This window comes from Hymenobacter sediminis (genome assembly GCF_003231285.1).
Lineage (GTDB): Bacteria > Bacteroidota > Bacteroidia > Cytophagales > Hymenobacteraceae > Hymenobacter > Hymenobacter sediminis.
Window position 1 is genome coordinate 263,194 of sequence record NZ_QKNS01000002.1, and the last position, 21,277, is coordinate 284,470.

Here is a 21,277-nt window from a genome sequence, read left to right on the forward strand (position 1 = left end):
TTCAGAAACAAAAAGCCGGAGGCAATCCGGCGCGTAAAGCTACAACGACAAGCCGGGAAGGACAAGTAATGCGTTTAGGAAACCCAAAGCAGCAACTGATAGCCGGGTATCAGGCTAGGGGCAACTCCATCTGAATATTGCACCGCTCATAGGGGGAGGGAAGCCCCGCTACCGTTTTGCGGAAGCCCAACTTATGGTAGAGGTTGATGGCCGGTTCAAGCTTCGTGTTGCTTTCCAGATACACCCTTTTGGCGCCAAGCGTGCGGGCTAGGTTAATGGCTGCCTCCCCCAGCCGGAAGCCCAGCCCGAACCCCTGCGCCCTTGGCGATACGGCCATTTTCGCTAGCTCGTAAGTTTCTGAATCCATTTTGATGAGGGCGCAGGTGCCCACAATCTGCCCCTGGTACGAGGCCAGCAGAATTTGTCCGCCGGGCTCTAGAATGTATTGCTCAGGATGATCGAGGGCTTTGAGATCAGCGGGTTCCAGACGGAAGTACTGCTCAATCCATTCTACGTTCAACTGTTTGAAATCAGGCTGGTGCTGGGGGGTGTAGGTTAGGATTTGTACCTCGGAAGCTATGCGCTGGTCCCGGATAGTCTTCACCCTGAAGGCTAGGGTACTTTGCGCCAGGGCATACTCCATTTCCTCAATAGCCTTTAGCAGATTATGGCGCGTTTCCGCCAGCAGTGCGTCGGTTGCCTGGGCAACGTCACTGGCCTGTTGCTGAAGGGTAGGCCAGATAGTTTTCCCGGCGTCGGTGAGTGTAACTACACTGCGGCGCTGGTCAAGCTCTCCACGCTGTACTGTTATCAGGCCGTGCTTCATCAGCTCCTTAAGAACCTGGCTGACAGCGGCGTGGGTGTGGCCTACGCTTTCAGCAATTTCATTTACGTGCTGGCCCGGCTGCATAGCAACGGTATAGAATACAGGAAACCAGCGTGGTTCAAATGACAGATTATACAACCTGTATACATCTGCTGCTTGGCTGGTCATCAGTTCACTGAGGCGGCGTAGGCGGCTGCTCAGTGCTGCCGGGCCTAGTTGCTTGAAGAAGTTCATGAGCAGTAGTTGTAAATACTAATGTAAGTACTTACGAATATGAAGAAATATTTTCATTTAACAGAAAACACAGCAAACTTCTGCTACCGTAACGCTTCTAGAAACTGTTTGCCTTTAGCGAAATCCCGGAACTCCAGGTCTTCCACGGCACGGTTAGCGTAAGCCCGATCAATCTGCACGGCGCGGCGCAAGTGCATAGCCATGGCGGGCTCGTTCTGCTGACGGGCAGCCACAATAGCCAAGCAGTAGTACAGCAGTGGGTCCTGGGGGCGAAGGGCAATAGCCTCGGCGTAGATGTTGGCCGCTCCCTGATAATTGCCCTTCAACACATAAATAAGGGCCCGGTTCATGATGTTCTGGTAGGTTTTAGAGCTGTAGCTCAGGCTGCGCAGAGCATCATCAAGCTGGCCTACCTCAATTTCCAGGGCTGCTTTATCGGCGAAGACTTTACTGAGCACGGGTCTAGGACCACCTAGCTTAATGGCATAGTCGTAGTTTTGGAGAGCTTCAAGTTTGTCGCCGGCACGGTGGTAGGCACTGCCCACGCGGTAGAACAGCTCGGCCGTGGGGTTACGGTGGGCGGCCAAGGTGAAGTTGACGGCCGAGCGCCGGAGGTAAGCTTTCTGTACCTTCGGGTTTACCTCTTTTTCAGAACGTAGCAGCAGCACCACTGCCAAGTTATGGTAGGCTTGCCAGAGGCCGGTAGTAGCCACTGAGGTTTCATAGATACGCTGCTTTTCGGCCAGCAGGGGGGTGAGGGTAGCGGAGTAGCGCAGTTCCTCGGGGGTAAGGGCATCGGCTTCGGTTTGCTTCTCCACAATCTTTTTGGAAAGCAGGTAGATTTCCGAATCGTAGCGCTTAGGGGCGGTGTAGCGCACGGCAATGGTGCCAAAGCGCATAACCGGGTAAATGTACTGCTCCAGGTAATCGTAGAAGGAGAGCTTGTGCAGGCCCTGCTCCTTGATGGCGTACGAGCCGGGCGTATCATTGATGAGCAGGAGGACCGAATCGACCTGGGCCGGCTTCAGGGCCGACTGCTGCACCTTGTTCAGAAATAGGTCCCAGCGGCGGTGGTAGGCTTCTGTTTCAAAGTCGATGTTGCTGACTTTGTTGAGGTAGGAGTCCGTATCAACGCGCTTCTTATAGTAGTTCAGCAGCGCCCGCACCCGCTTATCGGCAAGGCGAGCGTCGTGGCGGTCCAGGGAATCGGGCGAGTGGCCCGCCACAATCATCACCTTTTCAGTGTGCTGATTAGCTTCAATGAAATCTTCCAACGCCGCCACGTTGGTACCTAGGTAATTGCGGATTTCAGCCTTGCCCGCATCAAAAAAGAAGGGCATAACCCGCGTGCCGCTCATGTTATTATCGGCCGTTTCAGGTAGCAGCGTAATGGCGGTGTCCTGGCGCACTACCAGCCGGCTGGTAGTTACAATACCACGGGCTAGCTTGAGCTCTTTGCCTTTCACGCGCTTGCCGTTGGGCTTGGTTTCGCGGGCATCAGGCAGGGCTATCAGCTCGCCGGGGCTTTTCTGCGGGGTGTAGGGAAAGGAAAACTGCTTCCGGATAACCAGCTTATTTTTCTGCTCCTCATCGTAGAGGTATTCGCCCGAAATAAAGGTTAGGCGGCCTACTGTGTCCTCGCGCAGGCCGTTGTTGTAGCGGTAGCTCAGGCCTAGGTTGTAAGCGGCTCCCTTGCGCAGGTGGCTGGCCGGCACCTTGGCCGTTACCTCAAACAGCACGTTTTCGCCGTTGCTTTCCAGTACCGTGGGCTGCACCGTAATTTCCTGGCCGGCCTGGGCGTTTTTGAGCACTTTAGAAAGTGGGGAACAGCCCGACAGCAAGGCGGCGCCAAAGAGGGTAGCAGGAACTATACGGAACAACAAAATTCTCATGGGCAGGAAGCGGGTGCGCGAAATTCAGACAACAAACGGAAAAAGGCCGCGAACAGACGTATCTTGCGGCGGGCTTCCTGCGTAAGTGCTTGACACAGGCCGCAAATCATTGTATTTTGACATCAGGTGAGCCACTGCCGGCAACTGGATACAGCAGGAGTTATGAAACGACTAACCGACTTTATTGAAAAGCAGAGCTTCGGTGTCTGCGACGCCATTGGCAAGCGGGTGGGTTTCTCAACCAGCAGCATCCGTTTGTCGTTTGTGTATGCGTCATTCTTTACGTTTGGCTCGCCCATCGTGCTGTACTTTGCCCTAGCGTTCTGGATAAACGTGCGGCGCGCCATGCGCCGGCAGCGCAGCACCGTCTGGGACCTGTAGGCTTACGCCTACCCGATTTACTGAACTTTCCTGAAAGCCCGCGCCGCTAGCCACTAGCCGTGGGCTTTCTTATTTTCTCATTAGGTAAGAAAGCCCGCGGCTAGTGAGGGATTAGCGAAAGTGATAGGGGTAGGAACATCTTGCCCACTAGCAGCAAAACCATCTTTATAGCGCTTAACTGCTTGCATCAGGGTAGGCGTTGTGGGTCGAGTTCCGAGAACCGACGTTTGCCCTGCCCGAAATAGGCCCATACCAAGCTGCCCTGATACACGCCGGCCCGCTCTATAGCCCGCAAACGCGGCGGAAACTTCTGCCGCTGGGTGCGCCAGTAGGAAAGCCGCCGCACAAAGTGCCAGTGGGCGCGCAGGATGGCCTGAAAGTCAGCAGTAGCACCTTGTAGCAGCAGACGCAGGGCCGCTACCCAATCCAGGGCTACCCGGCTGATCATCACGGCTGGTAGCTCGGTGGGGTGGGTGTTTTTGTACACCAGCGCCAGTCCGTTGCGGAAGTTGAGGTAGGTTTTGCGCGGGTTGGATTTGTGCAAGGTGCCACCGCCCACATGAAACACCGTAGCGCCCCCATGGTACCACACCTCGTAACCTGCATTCTGCAAGCGCCAGCACAAGTCAATTTCCTCCATATGCGCAAAAAAAGTAGGCTCCAGCCCGCCTAGCTCATGCCAAGTGGTGGCGCGCACCAGCATACAGGCGCCGGTAGCCCAGGCCACTGGGCGTGGGTCGTTGTACTGGCCGGCGTCGGGTTCCAGGGTGTCGAAGAGTCGGCCGCGGCAGAAGGGGTAGCCCAGCTGATCGAGGTAGCCGCCACCGGCGCCGGCGTACTCAAACTGCTGGCGCTCAACCGGGCTTTCACTGTACTGGCGAATTTTGGGTTGGCAGGCGGCAATGCGCAGGTTGCTTTCCAGCAGCTCGCGCTGAGGCCGTAGCCAGCCGGCCGTCACTTCCACATCGGAGTTGAGCAGCACATAGTAGCTGAATTCAGGTCCGGGCTGCCGTAGGGCGTGGTTGTAGCCCTCACAAAACCCCAGGTTGCTGGGGTTTTGCAGCACGCGCACCTGCGGAAACTCTTGGGTTAGTAGCGCCACCGAGTCATCGGAGGAGGCATTGTCGGCCACGAAAACCGCCGCGCCATCGGAATGTGCTAACACAGAAGGCAGGAACCTTCGGAGAAAGTCCCTGCCATTCCAGTTCAAAATTACTACCGCCACATCGGCGCAAAAGCCAGCGGTGGCGGCTCCCGAATCAGAGACCAAAGCTGCCGAGGTCGAGGCCCGGAATGTTGGGGATGAGGCCGGAGGTTGTCTTTTTCATTTCCTCTTTGGCTTTCTCTCCGGCTTCCTCCATCACCTTGTTCACGGCGGCAACTACTAGGTCGGCCAGCATGTCGCGGTCCTGAGGTTGCAGCAGGCTCTCATCAATTTCCAGCTTCAGCAGGCTGCGCTGCCCGTTGGCCGTAGCTTTCACCAGCCCGCCCCCCGATTCGGCGGTGGCGGTTACGTATTGGAGTTGGTCCTGGGCCTGCTTCATTTTATCCTGAAGCTCTTTCATTTTGCCCATCATGCCCATCATATCAAACATCAGCGCGTCGTAGATAAGGTGAAAAATTGCCGCGAAACACATTTTCGCGGGGCGCAAAGGTAGGAGGCGCCGCCTCTAGTACGGCGGCCCCGACTGATAAGCTGCCTCAGGCGTGCAACTAGGGGCTAGCGCAGAATTGTAACGGTGCCGTTCTGGACGGTGCGCTTCCCCGTCTGGTCCGTCGACTCAAAGCGCCACACGTAGGTGCCCTGCACCGGCGGCGCCGTGCCAATGCGGCCGTCCCAAGTCTGGGTGCGGGAGGTAGCCTGAAACACCTGCCGGCCGTTGCGGTCCACCACCGTAAAGCGGAAGTTGTCGAGGTAGCGCCCTTTCAGCTCCAGCACATCATTTAGGCCGTCGCCGTTGGGGGTGAAAGCCGTGGGTACAAACACTGCCACCGGCCGCGCCACCGAGGCTACATTGGAGTAACTGGTTGTGGTACCGGTGGTGGCCTCAATGCGGTAGCGCACCACCTGTTGCTCCTGCGGGGGCTGTAAATCCAGATACGTTAGCCCCGTTGAAACCGGGCGCACACTGAGCACCGCGTTGGTAGCGGAAAGGGTAACTACGCGGTAGGTTACTGCTGATGCGGCATCAGGCGTGCCCAGGGCCGTCCAGGTAAGCTGAATGGTGTTGCTGTTGTCATCGGTCTTGCGGGCTTCCAGGCGTACGGGGCATACGGTGGGGCTGTTGGCCGAGCGGTTGCCGCAAGCATCCAGCTGCCGCACCGAGTAGCACAGCTCATTCGGGAGGGAAGGAGAAACCAGAGAGTCCAGAAAAACGCCAGCCCCTGCCGTCCCTAGCTCTGTGCCGTTGCGCAGGTACGTAACAGGCCCGGCGGCCGGGGCTCCAGCCACGGTGGCCGTTAGCTCTACCTGGTTGCGCAGGTTGAAGGTGGCAGCCAACTGAGGCACGGCCGGCGCGGGCCCCGCCGACGTAACCACGGCAACTTCATCAGAGGTTGAAGTGAAATCGGGGGTAGCGAGGCTGACGCGGTAGCGGTAGGTAGTGCCGCAAATTACGGCCGCATCTTCGTACTGGGTGCTGCCACCGGGCACCGGAATCCGGGTAGTGGTGGTACCATTGGTGCGGATGAGGGTAGCGTTGCCGCCGCTTTCACTGGTCCAGCGCAGCAAATTGCGGCCATCCTGGGAAGTGCCTGTTAGGCTCACGGCGCACACGGCCACCGAGGCTGTGTTCGTTACGGAGGGTTGGCAGGCATCCTGTTGCAAAAGCCGGAAGCAGCCAGCAGGACCTGCGTTGCTGAGCGAATACGAAGTGGCGGTGCCTGAAAGGGTGGTAAGCGTGCGGTATCCGCCCGGCGCGGCGGCATCGGCGGTTTGCAGGCGGTACTGGTACTCGGGTTGCAGATTCCCAAACAAGAGTTGCGCCGTAGAGCCCTGAAGGCTTAGGCTGCTAAGGGTTGGGCGCTGAGGCGGGGGTAGGGGCGTAAACGTGCGGGTACTGCTGCCTTCGCACAAGCTGCCATTGGCATAGCGGCCAATTACAGTTACGGCATTAGCGCCCCCGGTGGGGTAGGTAGTGGGGGTGTTGCGTGCGGCGGCTACCGGCGCGCTATTGCCTACGCGCACCAAGTACTGATCGTAGCCAGCGTCTGTAATAGTGACTTCTACGGAGCCGGGGGCGCAGGCTGTGAGGGTAAAGGCCGGGGCGGCAGAGTTCCGGACAATGATATTGCGGGAGGAAATAATAGACAGGGTAGAGCCCGCCGGGTTTTTGTTTTGGGTAATAATCAGGATGCCAGGCGCGGTAGGGGTATAGAACGAAACGGTGTCGGGGAAGTCGGCGCCGCAGCAGAGTACGGTGCTGCCGGTGGCGTAGCGCACAATGTCTTCTTGGCCCGGTATCGTGGAGCTGCTGGTGTTCACGAAGCGGACCCGGCGGCCTACACACAGCTCCTGTACCTCCTGCTTCGTAACGGCGTCGAACACCTTGAAGGAAATACCAGGGGTAGGGTTGCACGGCCTCGACCGGTCGCACTGCGCCTGGGCTGCGTACGGCTGGCCCAGGATGCTTGCACTTAATAGTAGCAGAAAGACGAGTAGTTTTTTCACTATCTCCATAACGAAGCCGCGGGGTGGTTGCGTCTGTGCGCACAACTAAAGTAGCAGGTTTCGCCGCGCGGTAAGTAGGGCCGCCTGGTTTTGGCAGCTGAGAGGTTGTTCGTCGTTCGCCCTTATTCTACAGCAGCCAAATACATTAGACCCATTCATAGCCACGCACAAAAGCTGCGGCGGCGTGCAAATCGGGGTACAGGACCCGATCTTGGGCCACGAAGGCTACTTTCTCCCGAAAAGCAGCTACTAGCTGCTCCAGGGCTGCTGAGGTGCGGGCGGGCCGGCGGAATTCCAGTGCCTGCGTGGCGTTCAGCAACTCAATAGCCAGCAGCTGTTCCACGTTCTGGACCACCCGTAGGGCCTTGGTAGCTGCGTTGGCTCCCATGCTGACATGGTCTTCCTGGCCGTTGCTGCTCACCACGCTGTCCACCGAAGCCGGAGTGCAGAGCTGCTTGTTCTGGCTGACAATGCCAGCGGCCGTGTACTGCGGAATCATCAGGCCCGAGTTCAAGCCTGGCTCAGCCACCAGGAAGGGCGGCAAGCCCCGCTGTCCGCTAATGAGCTGGGTGGTGCGCTGCTGCGAAATGCTACCCAGCTCAGCCGTGGCAATGGCCAGCATATCAAGAGCCAGAGCTAGGGGCTGGCCGTGGAAGTTTCCCCCGCTCAGGATGGCGTCGTCTTCGGGGAAGATGTTGGGGTTGTCGGTGACGGCGTTGCACTCGGTTTCTACTACCTGCTGCACGTAGGCTAGCGCATCGCGGGAGGCACCGTGCACCTGGGGCATGCACCGGAAAGAGTAGGGGTCCTGCACGGCGGTTTTGGGCTGCTGCTGCAACTCGCTACCCCCTAGCAATCCTCGAATCCGTGCTGCCACGGTAAGCTGCCCAGCGTGCGGCCGAATGCGGTGCAGGCGCTCATCAAACGGCTCGGGGCGGCCATCAAACGCCTCCAACGACAACGCCCCGATAACGTCGGCAGCGGCCAGCAGGCGGCGGGTGCGGAGCAGCGCGTGTACGGCATAGGCCAGCATAAACTGAGTGCCGTTCAGCAAAGCCAAGCCTTCTTTAGCCTCCAGAGTAAGGGGCTGCCAGCTGAACAGGCTCATGGCGTCCGAAGCAGCCAGGCGGTAGCCTTCATAATTCACTTCGCCTAGCCCTAGCAGCGGCAGGCACAGGTGAGCGAGCGGAGCCAGGTCGCCGCTGGCCCCCAAAGAACCCTGCTGGTACACCACCGGCAGCATGCCCCGGTTATAAAAATCGAGCAGGCGTTGCACGGTGCCGATCTGCACGCCGCTGTGGCCATAGCTCAGGCTTTGGGCTTTCAGCAGCAGCATCAGCCGCACCAGTTCGGCCGGTACTTCCTCGCCCGTCCCGCAGGCGTGCGACATCACTAGGTTCACCTGCAGCTGCTGGCGTTGCTCCGTCGGAATCACCTGATTACACAGCGCTCCAAATCCAGTGTTAATGCCATATATAGCCGCATCCTGCATGCTATCCAGCCGGTTGTGCAGGTACTGGTAGCATTCCTCAATGCGCTGGCGAGCTTCCTCACTGAGCACTACGCGGGCTTTGGTGCGCAGCAGCTCATCAAGGGTAGCTAGGTCGAGGTGGGCAGACGGGGTGAGGGCAAAGTCCTGAGCCATGCGGATACGAAGGGACGAGCGGGTGGATGGTAAAAGTGCAGAAGGAAGCTGCCTGAAATAAATCATTCATCCAGCGCCTACGCACAGGACCTTTGCTGCTGGTGGCTTCTCACTTGAGTGCCCTTCTGCAGAGGTCCTGTGCGTAGGCGCTGGACGACAGATAGAAAGAGGTTATTTCGTCAGTTCGGCTACGGCCTCTTCCAGGGTTACGGTCTGTTCCGCACCGGTATTCAGGGCTTTAAGCTTGAACTGGCCAGCTGCACGCTCCTCAGAGCCTTGAATCAGCACGTAAGGAATGCCCTTGGCATCGGCGTATTTGAACTGCTTGCCCAGCTTGCCTGACTCCGGAAACAGCTCACTCGGGATACCAGCCTCACGCAGTTGGCGCAGCACGGGCAGCACAGCCGCTTCGCTTTCGGCATCGAAGTTGGCTACCAGGCAGCGAGTGGTAGTGGCTACGGCCTCCGGGAAGAGCTGCAGCTCCTCCAGGCAGTCATACAGCCGGTCTACCCCGAAGGAAAAGCCTACCCCCGACACACCCGGCAACCCGAAGGCACCGGTGAGGTTGTCGTAGCGGCCGCCGCCCGACACGCTACCCATGTTCACGTTGTTGATCTTGATTTCGAAGATGCAGCCGGTATAGTAGCTCAGCCCGCGGGCCAGGGTCACGTCGAACTCCAGGTTCTGCCATTTCTCGAAACCGAAGCTGCGCAGGTATTCCAACACCCTCGTCAGGTCCTGCAGGCCTTTGTAGCCATCGGCATTGTCGGGCTCTACGCCGGCCGTAGCAAAGGCTGCCAGCAGGCGCTCCAGCTTCTCCTCGAAGTCGCCGCCTACCCCCAGCAGATCAAACAACCGCTCAATGGCCGGGGCTGAAAACCCGCGTTCCGCTAGTTCCTTCTCCACGCCCTCACGGCCAATTTTGTCGAGCTTGTCGATGGCCGTGAACAGATCCACTTCGGTGCCTTCGCCGCCCAGGGCCTGGTAAAAGGCGCCCAGCACGCGGCGGTGGTTGATTTTGATGGTGTGGTCCGTCAGGCCCAGCGTGGTAAGCACCTCCGACATCATCAGCACAATTTCCGCCTCGCAAAGCAAAGAATCGGTGCCTACCACGTCGGCGTCGCACTGGTAAAACTCGCGGTAGCGGCCACGCTGGGGACGGTCAGCGCGCCATACGGGCTGAATCTGGTAGCGCTTGAAGGGAAATACCAGCGTGTTGCGGTTCATCACCACGTAGCGGGCGAAGGGCACTGTCAGGTCGTAGCGCAGGCCTTTCTCGGCTACTTTAGGCAGCATGCGCTTGCTACGGCCTTCAGCGGCCAAGTCCTCGGCCGTAACGTCCTTGGCAAAGTCGCCAGAGTTCAGAACTTTAAACAGGAGCTGGTCGCCTTCCTCGCCGTACTTGCCAGTGAGTACCGACAGGTTTTCGAGGGTAGGGGTTTCGAGCGGAGCGTAGCCGAACTTCTCAAATACGCGGCGGATGACGCCGAAAATATAGTTGCGGCGGGCCACTACGGCGGGGCCGAAGTCGCGGGTGCCGCGGGGGATGCTGGGTTTCTGGGCGCTCATCAGGAAAATCGGGATGCGGAAATGTGGCCGCAAAATTCGTGGTTTACATCGGATTTTGCAGAGTGCCGTATTTCAAACCCGTTCCTGGGCGCTGCAAGTCTAGTACGAGGTGCCGATGTTGCCTATATACGGTGCCTGGTTCTGCCCAATGGTAAAGTCAATTTCCTGCATGGCATCCAGCAGGGAAGGCACCAGCAACGGTTGAGAGGCGGCGTCGAGGTAGAGGAAATGGTGCTGAGCGTGCTGGGGAACGTGGCACAAAATCAGGCGCCGATCCTGGGCGTGCAGCATGAACGCATACGCCAGTAGCAAATCTATGGCCTCATCGGAAAGCGAATCAACCAAGCTCAAATCCACCAGAATAGCCATTTTATCACTGCGGCTAGCCCGGTGCAAGGCCCGAGTAAGTTTCACTTCGTCGGAAGAGGAAGTATCGGGGGAGAGAATAAGAAGAAAGCCGTTTGGTAGTAGCTCACGGTGTACATCTAGCATAGCCAAAATGTAACGTTGGATAGTTCAGGACGTGGTATACTAGCGCGTTTTGATTCAACAAAGTTCTGCGAGAAAAGCAGAATAAATAGCATTTTATAACTGAATACTGAGGTCTATTGCACTTAAATTGGGCTATGATTTGACAGAATTGCATCTAAGCTCAACAGCACTATTTTAATACGTTACCGGGCACGCCGAATTTGATAAATCACAGAGCCCGCTAGTGGAGCCTTCAGGGCAGCTCGCAGTCCAGCCCTTCGTAAGCCCTGGTTGGTCCAGTCGTTGCAGGTGCGTAGGGCATGGTAGCGGCCCTGGCCCAGAAAGAAAAAATCCTCGGGCGAGTAGCCGGTCGGCTGCCGCAACTGCACCTGGCCGAGGCTGTCGGGGAGGAAAGATTGCTGCACGTAGGCTGTAAGCTGGCGGTACTGCTCAGGCGAAATGCGCAAAGGCACCACCCGGTTTCCGGCGGCCGGCGCGGCCCGGTAAAAATCGACGTGCATGAGGGTGCGGGACGGAAACAAAGCCCCCACAACGGCCTTGGGTCCCGGAAACTTGCCACCCATAGAGCCTAGGTAAAACCCCTCGTTACCCCACCCAAACGCTACGTAGGGGTAGCGCGCAAACCGGGTCGAGAGGGCGGGTTGGTTTAGCGTCTGGAGCCAGTCTTGGCCGGTTTGGGCGTCGCGGAGGGGTAGGACAACGTCGGTGTGGAAGCCATTGGACACCACGTAAATAGGCACCCCATCGGGCGTTTGCTGAAACTTTCGGTTCACGGGCACCAAAGTGCCGGTCAGCAGAAACAGGATAAAGGCAGCAAGGGCCGACATCAGCAGGCGGATAACAAGACGTAGCGAAGGTAGGGGCATCGGGCACAGGAAGGGGTAGGAAGCTGCACCTTGATACCGGTTTTATCTGGGCGTAACCCCTGCTTGGTCCGGCTGGTTCTGGATTGTGCGGGTAGTTTTTCGGACTATGCCCGTCCGGCCTACCTGTGGAGCCGTCAGGCCCCGCCGCGCCATGCATGCCGAAAGTATGTGTCTGCCTACCCCCTCCAAGACGGCAAATGTCAGCGCGAAACAGACCCGACGGTTCCGGTGCCAAACCAGAGCCCGCAAGCCGTAACGCTACTGCCGTCCGTCGGCTCTCTAGGGAAAGCTAACGGACGGCAGTAATACAGGCGCTTTAGCGCCGGTGCAGGGGGTAGGCTACTCAGCTAAGAACCCACCCGCACTGCGGGCCGGCGGGGTTCCACGGCGGCTACAGCTGGGCTGCGGTTGGCCCAGGCTTGCTTGTCGGCTTTGGCTACCTGCATGCCCAGCGGCACCATTACCACCGTGCCCAGTGCCTGCTGAGGCCGCACTGAGTGCAGGGCCACCGCCGCCCGAATGCCGTGATAACCTAGCACTGTAGTCCGCACCGTGTAGCGGCCTAAGGGTAGGCCGGAGGCGCGGAAACGGCCATTAGCATCGGTTTCCACGGCTTTCACGAACCGCCCATCGGAGGCCCGCAGCACTACCACATACGAGTGAGGAATGGGCTCCTGGGTTTGCCCATCGAAAAGACGGCCCGATACCGTGCCACGAGCCGGCGAGGGGGTAGCCTGAGCGGGCAGTTGAGGAGCAGCAACCAGAACAGACATAGCCAACAAGGCAGCGGAAGCAAAGGAAGTTTTCATGGCAGATATAATGGAAAAGGAGGGGCGCCGGCATGGGAGGGGCAGGGAAACGACGAAAGTCGTTCCGGAGCGGTAGCACGTCGGCAGGAAATGGGGGTAGCATCGAGCCCAGGGCGGTGGGTGGCAACGGGCCAGGCACCAGTGGGGCGGCGCCCCAGCGCAAGGCGGGGCAGAAGGGGCTTCCTAAATAAATAAGCAGGTAGCCAGGCTATAGAACAAACGAAGGATAGAAGTGGTAGCAGCTAGCGGGCCGGGGTAACTTACCGGAGCGAGGCGTAGGCGCGCTGGGTGTAGCGACGGTTCTGGGCCAGTATCTTATTCGCCACTACTGAGTTCGACTGCGTGCGCTGCACCTGGTCCAGGGCCGTGCCCAGCATGCGGGCCATGCGGCGGTGCGTGGCCATATTCTTCATTGGGTTGAGGCAAACCCCGTTCAAGCGTTCCTCATACAGCACCGAGTGGTCGTCGTTGTGGAAGCGAATGATGGTGTAATCCTGCTGCTTAGGATTAGTTTCCAAGGTCCAGTAGCCCGATTTGGCTACGATTGGAGCCTCGCTGTACAAAGTGGTCTGGGCGCTGGCCAGGGTAGTGGAGAGGGCGAGGGTTAGGCCGAGCAGGCTGAGGCGGGAGAGCAGGGAAGTTTTCATGGTTTTTGCAGGAAAAGAAAGGATGTAAGAAGCCGCTCTCCGGCTACCCACACCTGCGGGTTGGCCGAGAAATCAAGAGCAGCAGAAAGAAATGTGAGCGGCAGGCCCCGATATGTACTTCAGCAAACGCCGCAGCACGGTGGGGGACGACGCCCCGCCCGGGGGCGGAGCAGCTTCGGTAGGCGGGTGGCCATGACTTAGCGGAGGCAAGTCGTCGCGGACCGAAGCGGGGGCGAGAACCAGCAGAAGTAGCTACTTGTCTGCCAGTAAGATGCGCAACTAATTAATAGATGATATAGGGAGCGAAATAGATGCCTGAAAGACGAAAAATAATTGTCGGCCAGATGGTTAGAAAGGGTTGTAGCTGGGGGAGTGCGCGGTTGGAAGTAAGGCCAAGGGTAGGCGCCTAATAACGGGGTGTTACTGCACCTGACAACCTAATCATCAGAAGCCGACCAGAGTTAGCCGCCGAAGCCGCCACCACCGCCCTGGGGCTGGTTTTCAATTTTCTTGGGCGGTTTGTTGGAGCCCAGGTACCAGCTGAAGCCCAGGTAGCCTACCCGCGACTCCCACTTGTTGTAGTACTCAGCCCGGAAGTTCTCGGTGTACGACTCGGTGCGGTTGCGCTGGGTGTTGAAGATGTCGGATACACGTAGGGTCAGGGCGGCGCGGTCGTTAAACAGGCGCTGGCGCAGCGCTATGTCCACGGAGCCGACTGGAGCAATGCGGCCCTGGGCCGTGACAGCGGCGGCGCGGTAGTTGCCCGTGAGCTGGAAGTCCAGCTTGGGGGTAGGCGTAAAGGAGTTCATCACGCGGGCCGTGCCCGATACCACGCGGCGGTTGGCTTCGTTGCCCGTGGCTGCCGTTACGGTGTTCTGGAACAGCGAGCCGCTAGCCGTCAGGCGCCACCACTTTGCCAGGGGCTGGTTCAACGAAACCTCAGCGCCGTAGCTCGTGGCCTGCCCGAAGTTATCGACGTACTGGGCCGTGATAACCGCGCCGGCTCCGTAGAGGCGGGTGGCTTCTTCATCAACCCGTACCAAGCGCTGAATGGTGTTATCGGTGTGGCGGAAGAACAAGGTGGAGGTCAGCGACGCTTGGCCCATGGTAATCTGGTGGCCTAGCTCCAGTGCATTGATGTACTCTGGCCGCAAAGAAGGGTCGCCGATGCGGTAGGTGCGCTGGTCCTGGTAGAGCGGGAAAGCCAGCAGCTGCATAAAGTTCGGCCGGTTCAGGCGGCGGGAGTAGCTCACTTTCACGCGCTGGTCGGCGGTAGGAAGGGTGCGCTCCACGGTAGCCGATGGGAACAGGTTCAGGTAGCTGAGCTTGAAGGGGCCGTTGCCGTTGAGTACCTCGCCGTTGGTATTGGTGTACTCGGCCCGCAAGCCGCCCTGCATGCGCCACTTGCCTACCTCTTGTTGGTAAGTAAGGTAGCCAGCCTGCTGATATTCCTGGAACGTGTACTGATAAGAGCGGTCGGCGAGGCGGTCGAAGCCCGGGCCGTCGTTTTGTTGGCGCAGGAAGTCATCGGTACCCTCGTTGGTTTGGTACTGCGTCTTGAGGCCGGCATCCAGGCGGGCCTTTTCGCCTAATGGGTGTACGTAATCTACTTGCCCGCCTACTGCGTGCAGGCCTACCTGCAGGTCCTGCTTCCACTCGCGCAGATCTTCGGCGCCTTCCGTGTTGCGCTGGGCCACTACCACATCTGCATCAAGGTAAGTGTATACGGCATTGGCGGTCAGTTCGCGGCCTTTGTGCGCATCCCAGGTGCGGCGGTAATCCATTGAGGCGTCGATATTATCTACGGCCTCCTTTACCCCAAAGGTGCTCCCGATGCGGGCATCGGTGGCGCCGGAGAGGGTAGCCAGCTGCCGGCCCGTGTTGTTGCCCCGGTTCAGGTTGGGCTCCACTGTGAACGTGAGCGTCTGATTGGCAGGCAGGGTGTAGTCCAGGCCCAGGCGGCCGCTGTAGTTCTGCTGGTGACGCAGGTTGTTGCCCTGCTGATACGTGCGCAGCTCCTGGCCTTCCAGGGTGGTGTACTGGTCGCTCCACATGCGGCTGCGGTAATGGTCGTCGCGCAGGTCGAGGGAGCCGAACAGGTTAAGTTTGCCCGTGCGGCGGTTCAGGCTCAGGCTGGTGTTGTACTTGTCGCGGGTGCCCACGTTTAGCACCGCCTGCCCATTCCAGCCGTCCTTTTTCTGCTTTTTCAGGATGATGTTGAGCACCCCACCGGCCCCGGCCGCATCGTAGCGGGCCGAAGGGTTGGTTACTACCTCTACCCGCTCAATGGCGCTGGCCGGAATCTGCTCCAGGCGGTTGCCACCGGCTCCGCTGTTAGCAGAGTTGCTGGGCTTGCCGTCAATGAGAATAGTGATGTTGGAGGAGCCGCGCATGCTCACGGTACCATCGGCGGCTACCGTTACGGAAGGCACGTTCTGGAGCACGTTTACGGCCGTACCGCCCACGCTGCTCAGGTCTTTTTCTACGTTGATGACTTTCTTATCCAGGCTTTCCTGCACGGCGGCTCGCTCGCCCTGCACCGTTACGCCGGCCAGCTGCGTGGCCGTGGGCGTCAGCTTCATGGTACCCAGCTGCACCGAAGGGGTAGCACTGGTCAGGCTCACCGACCGGCGGAAACCCTTGTATCCCACGGCCGAAGCCTTCAGCAGGTAGTCGCCTAACCCTAGTTTTTCCAGCTGAAAACGGCCATTTTCCAGGGTTTCGGCCCCGGCCACAAAGCTGGAGTCCTGAGCGCGGAGCAGAACTACGTTGGTGAAAGGCAGGGGCTGACCATTGGCTTGGTCGAGCAGGGTGCCGCTGACGGAACCGGCGGGTTGCTGCTGGGCCGCGGCGGCCAGCGGAAAGAGCATAGCAAGGAACCCCAGGCCCCGCAGGGCCCGGCCGGAAGACAGGGAGGAAGTCATAAAAGGGAGTGGTTGGAGGACGAATCAGGCAAGGAGAGGCCGTGCCCGGCGGCCGCGGTTCCGCTGGGCTGGCATGGTTGCCAGAAATTCAGACACGAAAAGCAGGGACACGCGCCGCACTAAATGCGGGCTGCCAAGCGGCCAGAACACAAGCGCAGCGGCAGGAAACAGCGTTTCCGGCGGGCTACCCAACACCCGGCCCGACTGGCCTGCGGTGGTGTCTGGCGTCTGCCGCGGGCAGCTCGGGTTAGGAGGAGCGCCGGGGCAAAGAGTTCAGCTAATCAATGGTCCAAAGGTAAGCGAAGGTACTATGCAACGCAAGGTACTAGCAGAATTTATTTTTCAATTCGGTGAAAAGCTTGTGTTCTGCGGAATTCAGGCTGTGCAAACTGCGCCTGCTACACAAAGGACAGGAGCATGGACGGCATTGCTAATTGGCTGTCAGGGGAATAGATGCAAGGCAGATATTATTCGTTGCCTGAAAAGCAGAAAATATCTTATCAATCTGATATATAGATGTAAAGGCCCTCGCCTGATGGCAGGTTTGGTGGATGATGAGGGGGTAGGGACTTGCTAGCTGTAAGGGTTTACAGAGACTTAGGGGGTAGGAGTAGAAGGGCTAAGCATCCACACTATTTCGGCTTGCCGGACTGGGCACAGAATCATGGGGCTTACATTGCCAAAGTGCGTACTACCCCTCTCGCTGAGGAAAGGGCAGGGGGAGGTTTACCTTCAGCTTGAACAACTTTGATAGGCTTGATACGACTGCCTACTTTAACCGCAGTTGCCCAATTACTCACGCCGCACTTCGTTTCCGAACAGCATGTCCATTTATGGACATATTTCTTAAAGCGTTGAATAGTTATTTAGATAATAAGATATTGATTGTTAATGATTTGTATAAATGGCACGGCCCTTGGCTGACAGTACAGGAATCCCTTTCCTTCCTGTACGAAAATGGACAGAGCTATATCTTCTACTACTCAGTCTCGCCGCCAGCGCCGCCGTTGGCTGATAGGGGTAAGCATTCTGGTGGCGCTGGCAACTAGCCTGCTGGCTTTTCGCAGCGTGCTCAAGCCCAGCCTCAACCGCAGCAGCATCCTGACGGCCCTCACCGAAACTGGCGACGTGGAAGCCTCGCTCACGGCTGCCGGCGTCATTATCCCCGCTCACGAAGCTGTAATTACCAGCCCCATTCAAAGCACCATCCGGCGGGTAGCGGTGCCCGTGGGCAGCAAGGTGCAGCCGGGCCAAACCATTCTGGAGCTAGACAAGGAGCTGACCAACACGGCGCTGGCCAAGCTCCATGATGAGCAGCAGCAGAACCGCAACAAAAACGGCCAACTCCAACTCAGCCTCGAAAAAGCCCTCAACGACCTTCGCTCCCAGGAGCAGGTGCAGCAAGTGAAGGTGCGGAGCCTGCAGTCGGCCTTGCGCGACGAGCAATACCTGCTCAAGATTGGGGGCGGCACCGCCGAGAGCGTACGCCAGGCCGAGCTGAACTTGCGGGTAGCCCAGTTGGAGCTGCAGCGCCTCGGGGAACAAATCCGGAACCAGCGCGCCGCCAACGCCGCCGATGTGCGCGAGCTGGGCTTTACCATGCAGATTCAGGACCGTAGCATTGCCGAGCTGGCCGGCAAGCTGCAGCAGGCCAACATCAGCAGCCAGCAGCCCGGCGTGCTCACCTGGGTAAACGAGGACCTGGGCACTACCGTGCAGGCCGGCGACCCCCTGGCACGCGTGGCCGACCTAAGCCGCTTCCGGGTGCGCGCCACCATTTCCGATACCTACGCCGATGCTCTGCACCTCCAGGACCCGGTAGTTATTCGGGTGAACGGCACCGATTTGCGCGGCGTCATCAGCACCATCAGCCCGGCCGTGGAGAAGGGGGTAGTTACGTTTTACGCCGCCCTGACCCAGGACCACCACCCCGCCCTGCGCGCCAACCTACGAGCCGATGTATTTGTGGTAACCAAATCCCTGCACAACGTGGTGCGCGTCAAAAACGGCCCTTTCTACCAAGGAGGCAAAGAGCAGCCCGTGTTTGTAGTGCAGGACGGTAAAGCCGTGCGCCGCACCGTGCGGTTCGGGGAAAGCAACTTCGACTACGTGCAGATAACCGGGGGCCTCGGGGCCGGGGAGGAAGTCATTGTGTCCGACATGAAGGACCATGCAGAAACCCCCGAGCTGACCATTCAAGACTAGTTCTTCCGCCAAGCTGATCCATACAAACTCATACTCCTTTCTATCCCATGCTACCCCTTCGCTCCCTGACAACCGCCCTGGCCTTCTCCGTTTCAACGCTGTGCGGCTTGTCTGCCCAAGCCCAGGTCCAGGCTCCCGCCTTTACTTCTTACCAGCAGTTCAACGACTCGTTGATTGCCCAATTCAACCGCGACGATTTTAAGGCGAGTGAAGCTTACAGCAGCCCGGCCCTGCGCCAGGTGGAAGCTGCGGGTAGCATGACCAAATTCCTGACAGGCCTGAAAGCCAAAACCGGCCGAATTACGGCCACCGTGCCGCTGCGTGAGCAAGGCAAGCGCCACGAGTTTGAGTGGCGGGGCGAAAAGCAAAACCTGCGCGTGATGCTGGTATCGTCGGTTCCGGGTGTGCTCGATGACTACTTCATTTCCGATTTCATTGCCCAGCCCAACGCCCGCACTACCCCGGCCCTGACGGACAACCGCCAGCAAAGCCCACTGGACCAGGCCGTGCACCGCGCCGCCACACTCTACATGCAGCATCCTGATGCGGCCGGCCTTTCCATCGGTATTTACCAGGGCGGTAAAATGTCGGTGTATAACTACGGCGAAGTAGAAAAAGGCTCGGGTCACCGGCCGACTGCCGCTACCTACTACGACCTGGGTTCGGTGGCGAAAACATTTGTAGGAACGCTGCTGGCGCAGGCCGTGCTGGATAAAAAGCTGAAACTTGACGATGATATCCGGAAGTACCTGCCGGGTTCCTACCCCAATCTGGCCTTCGAAGGGGAGCCTATCCGGGTGCTGCACTTGGCGAACCATACCTCCGGCATGCCCACCACGGCTCAGGTGTACAGCCCGGCCCGGAAGGAGTGGCAAAGCAAGCTGAGCCTGGTGGAAAGAACGGCTTACTACAACCAGTATTCTGCCGATAGCCTGCTGCGCGACATGCACCAGTTTCAGCTGGCTACGAAGCCTGGCACCACTTACCTCTACAACGGGGTAGCCATGCTGGTGCTGCAGCTGCTACTGGAGCGCGTGTACCAGCAGCCCTACGAGCAGCTCGTGACCAAGTACGTCCGGACCCGCTTTGGCATGGCCGATACTAAGCGTGTCCTGTCGGCCACCGAGCACCAGCGCTACGCCACCGGCTACGACAAACGCCAGCAGCCCCAGCAGCACCCCAACTACACCGGCTACTGGGGTGGCCCCAACATGAGCTCCACCGCCGCCGACCTGCTGAAATATGCCGCGGCCAACCTGGCGGAGCGTGAGCCGGCCGTGCGCCTGGCTCACCAGCGCACCCACGGCGCTGAGGGGGAGTTTGGCATGGGCCTGAGCTGGATGCTGGACACCGATACCAACGGCAGCAGCCGGGTTTACCACGATGGGCAGTCTATTGGCTTTAACACGCGCTTTGTGCTGTACCCCGAGCAGAAGCTGGGCATTGTGCTGCTGGTAAATGAGAACATCAGCCAAAGCCGTCTGACCCAGCTGGAGCAGTACCTGAAGCAGGAGCTACCCCCCGTGGCCAGCGCCAGCCTGACGAAGTCGGTGCGCTAGGCTTGTACTGTTGCCCTGTGCGCCCATGTTATATGAATATCTCTAAGCCATGAAGCCTTTCCTGTGGCTGCTGCCCGTAGTAGGGCTCCTGCACCAACCGGCCGCTGCGCAGGCCCCGGCTCCTGCCCTGACCTTGCCCAGCGTCATCGACTTGGCCCTGAACCAATCAGCGGCGGCTAAGCAAACCCAAACCACCCGCGACAAAAGCTACTGGGTGTGGCGCACTTACCAGGCCAATTACCGCCCTCAGCTGGGGCTGCAGGGCACCCTACCGGACTTCAACCGTGCCGTGACACCCGTAGTGCAGCCCGATGGCACCATTGACTTCCGGGCAGTGCGCATCAACAACTCCAACCTGGCCTTGTCGGTAACCCAGAACATTGGCCTGACGGGCGGGCAGGTGTTTGTGGCCTCCGAGGTGCAGCGCTTCGATGATTTCAACGGCCGCCTGAAACGCTACAACAACCAGCCCGTAGCCATAGGCCTGACGCAGCCGCTGGGCAAGTTCAACAGCCTGAAGTGGGACCGGCGCATTGAGCCCTTGCGCTACGAGGAAAGCCAGCGCCAGTACGCGGAGGAGCGCGAAACCATTGCCCAGCGCATTACGGAGCTGTATTTTGATGTGCTGGAACAGCAGGTAAACGCCGAGGTAGCCAGCCAAAACGTGCAGGCCAACGAGGAGCTGCTGCGGATTGGGAAGGAGCGCTACCAGCTCGGCCGCCTTTCCCAAAGCGACCTGCTGCGGCTGGAGCTAAACCTGCTGAACGCCCGCCAGGCTATGGCCCAGGGCCAGCTCGATGCCCAGAATGCCGCCGTGAGCTTGCAGAGCTACACCGGGCTGCAAGCCGCCAGCCTGCGGCTGGCGGTACCGGCCGCCGCCCCGCGCCTGGTGGTGCCCGCCGAGCAGGCCCTGGCCCAGGCCCGCCAGAACCGCAGCGCGGTGCTGGCCTTCCGGCGGCGGCTGTTGCAGGCCGAGCGGGAGGTAGCCCTGGCCCGCGGCACCACAGGCTTTCAGGCCACGCTGTCGGCTAACCTGGGCTACGTAAACCAGGCCGGCAACCTCTGGGATACGTACCTGGCCCTGCAAAACCAGCAGCAGGTGCAGCTCACGTTTGCCCTACCCCTGGTGGATTGGGGCAAGCAAAAATCCATTGTGAAAACCGCCGAGCTGACCCGCCGCCAGGTGCAAACCGATGTAGCCCAGGAGGAAACTTCCTTCGAGCTGAACGTGCAGGTGCAGGCCACCCAACTCGCTACCCTCGGGGAGCAGCTACACCTCTCGGCCCGCGCCGATTCTCTGGCTCAGCAGCGCTACACCATAGCCCAGGCTACCTACAAAGTCGGCCGCATCAGCCTCACCGACCTTACCATTGCTTCCGCCGAGAAAGACCAGGCCCGCCGCGCCTACATTCTGGCCCTGCGCGCCGCCTGGGTGGCTCACTACCGCCTACGCGCCCTCACGCTTTATGATTTCGAGCGGCAACTGCCTCTGGCCGCGAAGTAGCCGAAACCTAGGCTCGAATCACCGCCCTACCTCCTTCAGCTATCTGAAGAGGGG

The 21,277-nt window shown here is 59.2% G+C and carries 16 protein-coding genes; 4 read left to right on the forward strand and 12 right to left on the reverse strand.

The window, feature by feature from the left end; genetic code table 11:
• Positions 1 to 109: 109 nt before the first annotated feature.
• Both DNI29_RS07685 and DNI29_RS07690 read right to left on the reverse strand, forming a co-directional pair.
• Entirely contained in the window at positions 110 to 1,060 is a 951-nt protein-coding gene (locus DNI29_RS07685) for a bifunctional helix-turn-helix transcriptional regulator/GNAT family N-acetyltransferase (RefSeq protein WP_110977514.1), read from the reverse strand.
• Positions 1,061 to 1,143: 83 nt separating this feature from the next.
• A complete protein-coding gene (locus tag DNI29_RS07690; protein WP_110977515.1) occupies positions 1,144 to 2,952 on the reverse strand; it encodes a tetratricopeptide repeat protein in 1,809 nt (602 codons plus the stop codon).
• A gap of 162 nt (positions 2,953 to 3,114) precedes the next feature.
• Here DNI29_RS07690 and DNI29_RS07695 point away from each other — a divergent pair, with 162 nt between their 5' ends.
• The gene (locus DNI29_RS07695; protein WP_110977516.1) at positions 3,115 to 3,333 is read left to right on the forward strand and encodes a PspC domain-containing protein; all 219 of its coding nucleotides are present in this window, start codon (positions 3,115 to 3,117) and stop codon (positions 3,331 to 3,333) included.
• Between the two features lie 187 nt (positions 3,334 to 3,520).
• Here DNI29_RS07695 and DNI29_RS07700 read toward each other — a convergent pair whose 3' ends face one another.
• From DNI29_RS07700 to DNI29_RS07745, 10 genes are all read right to left on the reverse strand, one after another.
• Positions 3,521 to 4,558: a glycosyltransferase family 2 protein gene (locus DNI29_RS07700; protein ID WP_110977772.1), complete on the reverse strand. Its 1,038-nt coding sequence runs from the start codon at positions 4,556 to 4,558 to the stop codon at positions 3,521 to 3,523.
• A gap of 34 nt (positions 4,559 to 4,592) precedes the next feature.
• Positions 4,593 to 4,928 (reverse strand): YbaB/EbfC family nucleoid-associated protein, encoded by a 336-nt coding sequence (locus DNI29_RS07705; protein ID WP_110977773.1) that lies wholly within the window; start codon positions 4,926 to 4,928, stop codon positions 4,593 to 4,595.
• A 125-nt stretch (positions 4,929 to 5,053) separates the two neighbouring features.
• A complete protein-coding gene (locus DNI29_RS07710; protein WP_110977517.1) occupies positions 5,054 to 7,012 on the reverse strand; it encodes a T9SS type B sorting domain-containing protein in 1,959 nt (652 codons plus the stop codon).
• Positions 7,013 to 7,148: 136 nt separating this feature from the next.
• Positions 7,149 to 8,648: a histidine ammonia-lyase gene (gene hutH, locus DNI29_RS07715; RefSeq protein WP_110977518.1), complete on the reverse strand. Its 1,500-nt coding sequence runs from the start codon at positions 8,646 to 8,648 to the stop codon at positions 7,149 to 7,151.
• Positions 8,649 to 8,819: 171 nt separating this feature from the next.
• Positions 8,820 to 10,217 carry a histidine--tRNA ligase gene (gene hisS, locus DNI29_RS07720; protein WP_110977519.1) on the reverse strand — a complete coding sequence of 466 codons (1,398 nt, stop codon included), beginning with the start codon at positions 10,215 to 10,217 and terminating at the stop codon, positions 8,820 to 8,822.
• 99 nt (positions 10,218 to 10,316) lie between these two features.
• Positions 10,317 to 10,709: a hypothetical protein gene (locus DNI29_RS07725; RefSeq protein WP_110977520.1), complete on the reverse strand. Its 393-nt coding sequence runs from the start codon at positions 10,707 to 10,709 to the stop codon at positions 10,317 to 10,319.
• 182 nt (positions 10,710 to 10,891) lie between these two features.
• Entirely contained in the window at positions 10,892 to 11,575 is a 684-nt protein-coding gene (locus tag DNI29_RS07730; RefSeq protein WP_110977521.1) for a TIGR02117 family protein, read from the reverse strand.
• A gap of 347 nt (positions 11,576 to 11,922) precedes the next feature.
• Positions 11,923 to 12,384, reverse strand: coding sequence for a carboxypeptidase-like regulatory domain-containing protein (locus DNI29_RS07735; protein ID WP_110977522.1), 462 nt, complete (start codon positions 12,382 to 12,384; stop codon positions 11,923 to 11,925).
• 260 nt (positions 12,385 to 12,644) lie between these two features.
• The gene (locus tag DNI29_RS07740) at positions 12,645 to 13,031 is read right to left on the reverse strand and encodes a hypothetical protein (RefSeq protein WP_110977523.1); all 387 of its coding nucleotides are present in this window, start codon (positions 13,029 to 13,031) and stop codon (positions 12,645 to 12,647) included.
• A 461-nt stretch (positions 13,032 to 13,492) separates the two neighbouring features.
• Positions 13,493 to 15,955 (reverse strand): TonB-dependent receptor, encoded by a 2,463-nt coding sequence (locus DNI29_RS07745; RefSeq protein WP_110977524.1) that lies wholly within the window; start codon positions 15,953 to 15,955, stop codon positions 13,493 to 13,495.
• A 957-nt stretch (positions 15,956 to 16,912) separates the two neighbouring features.
• On the opposite strand from DNI29_RS07745, the gene DNI29_RS07750 reads away from it, so the two are divergent.
• Genes DNI29_RS07750 through DNI29_RS07760 form a run of 3 tightly spaced genes read left to right on the forward strand, consistent with a single transcriptional unit; the run spans position 16,913 to position 21,223 of the window.
• On the forward strand, positions 16,913 to 18,160 hold the full coding sequence (locus DNI29_RS07750; RefSeq protein ID WP_110977525.1) for an efflux RND transporter periplasmic adaptor subunit: 1,248 nt from the start codon (positions 16,913 to 16,915) through the stop codon (positions 18,158 to 18,160).
• A gap of 47 nt (positions 18,161 to 18,207) precedes the next feature.
• On the forward strand, positions 18,208 to 19,719 hold the full coding sequence (locus DNI29_RS07755) for a serine hydrolase domain-containing protein (protein WP_110977526.1): 1,512 nt from the start codon (positions 18,208 to 18,210) through the stop codon (positions 19,717 to 19,719).
• A gap of 49 nt (positions 19,720 to 19,768) precedes the next feature.
• The gene (locus DNI29_RS07760; protein WP_110977527.1) at positions 19,769 to 21,223 is read left to right on the forward strand and encodes a TolC family protein; all 1,455 of its coding nucleotides are present in this window, start codon (positions 19,769 to 19,771) and stop codon (positions 21,221 to 21,223) included.
• Positions 21,224 to 21,277 lie beyond the last annotated feature (54 nt).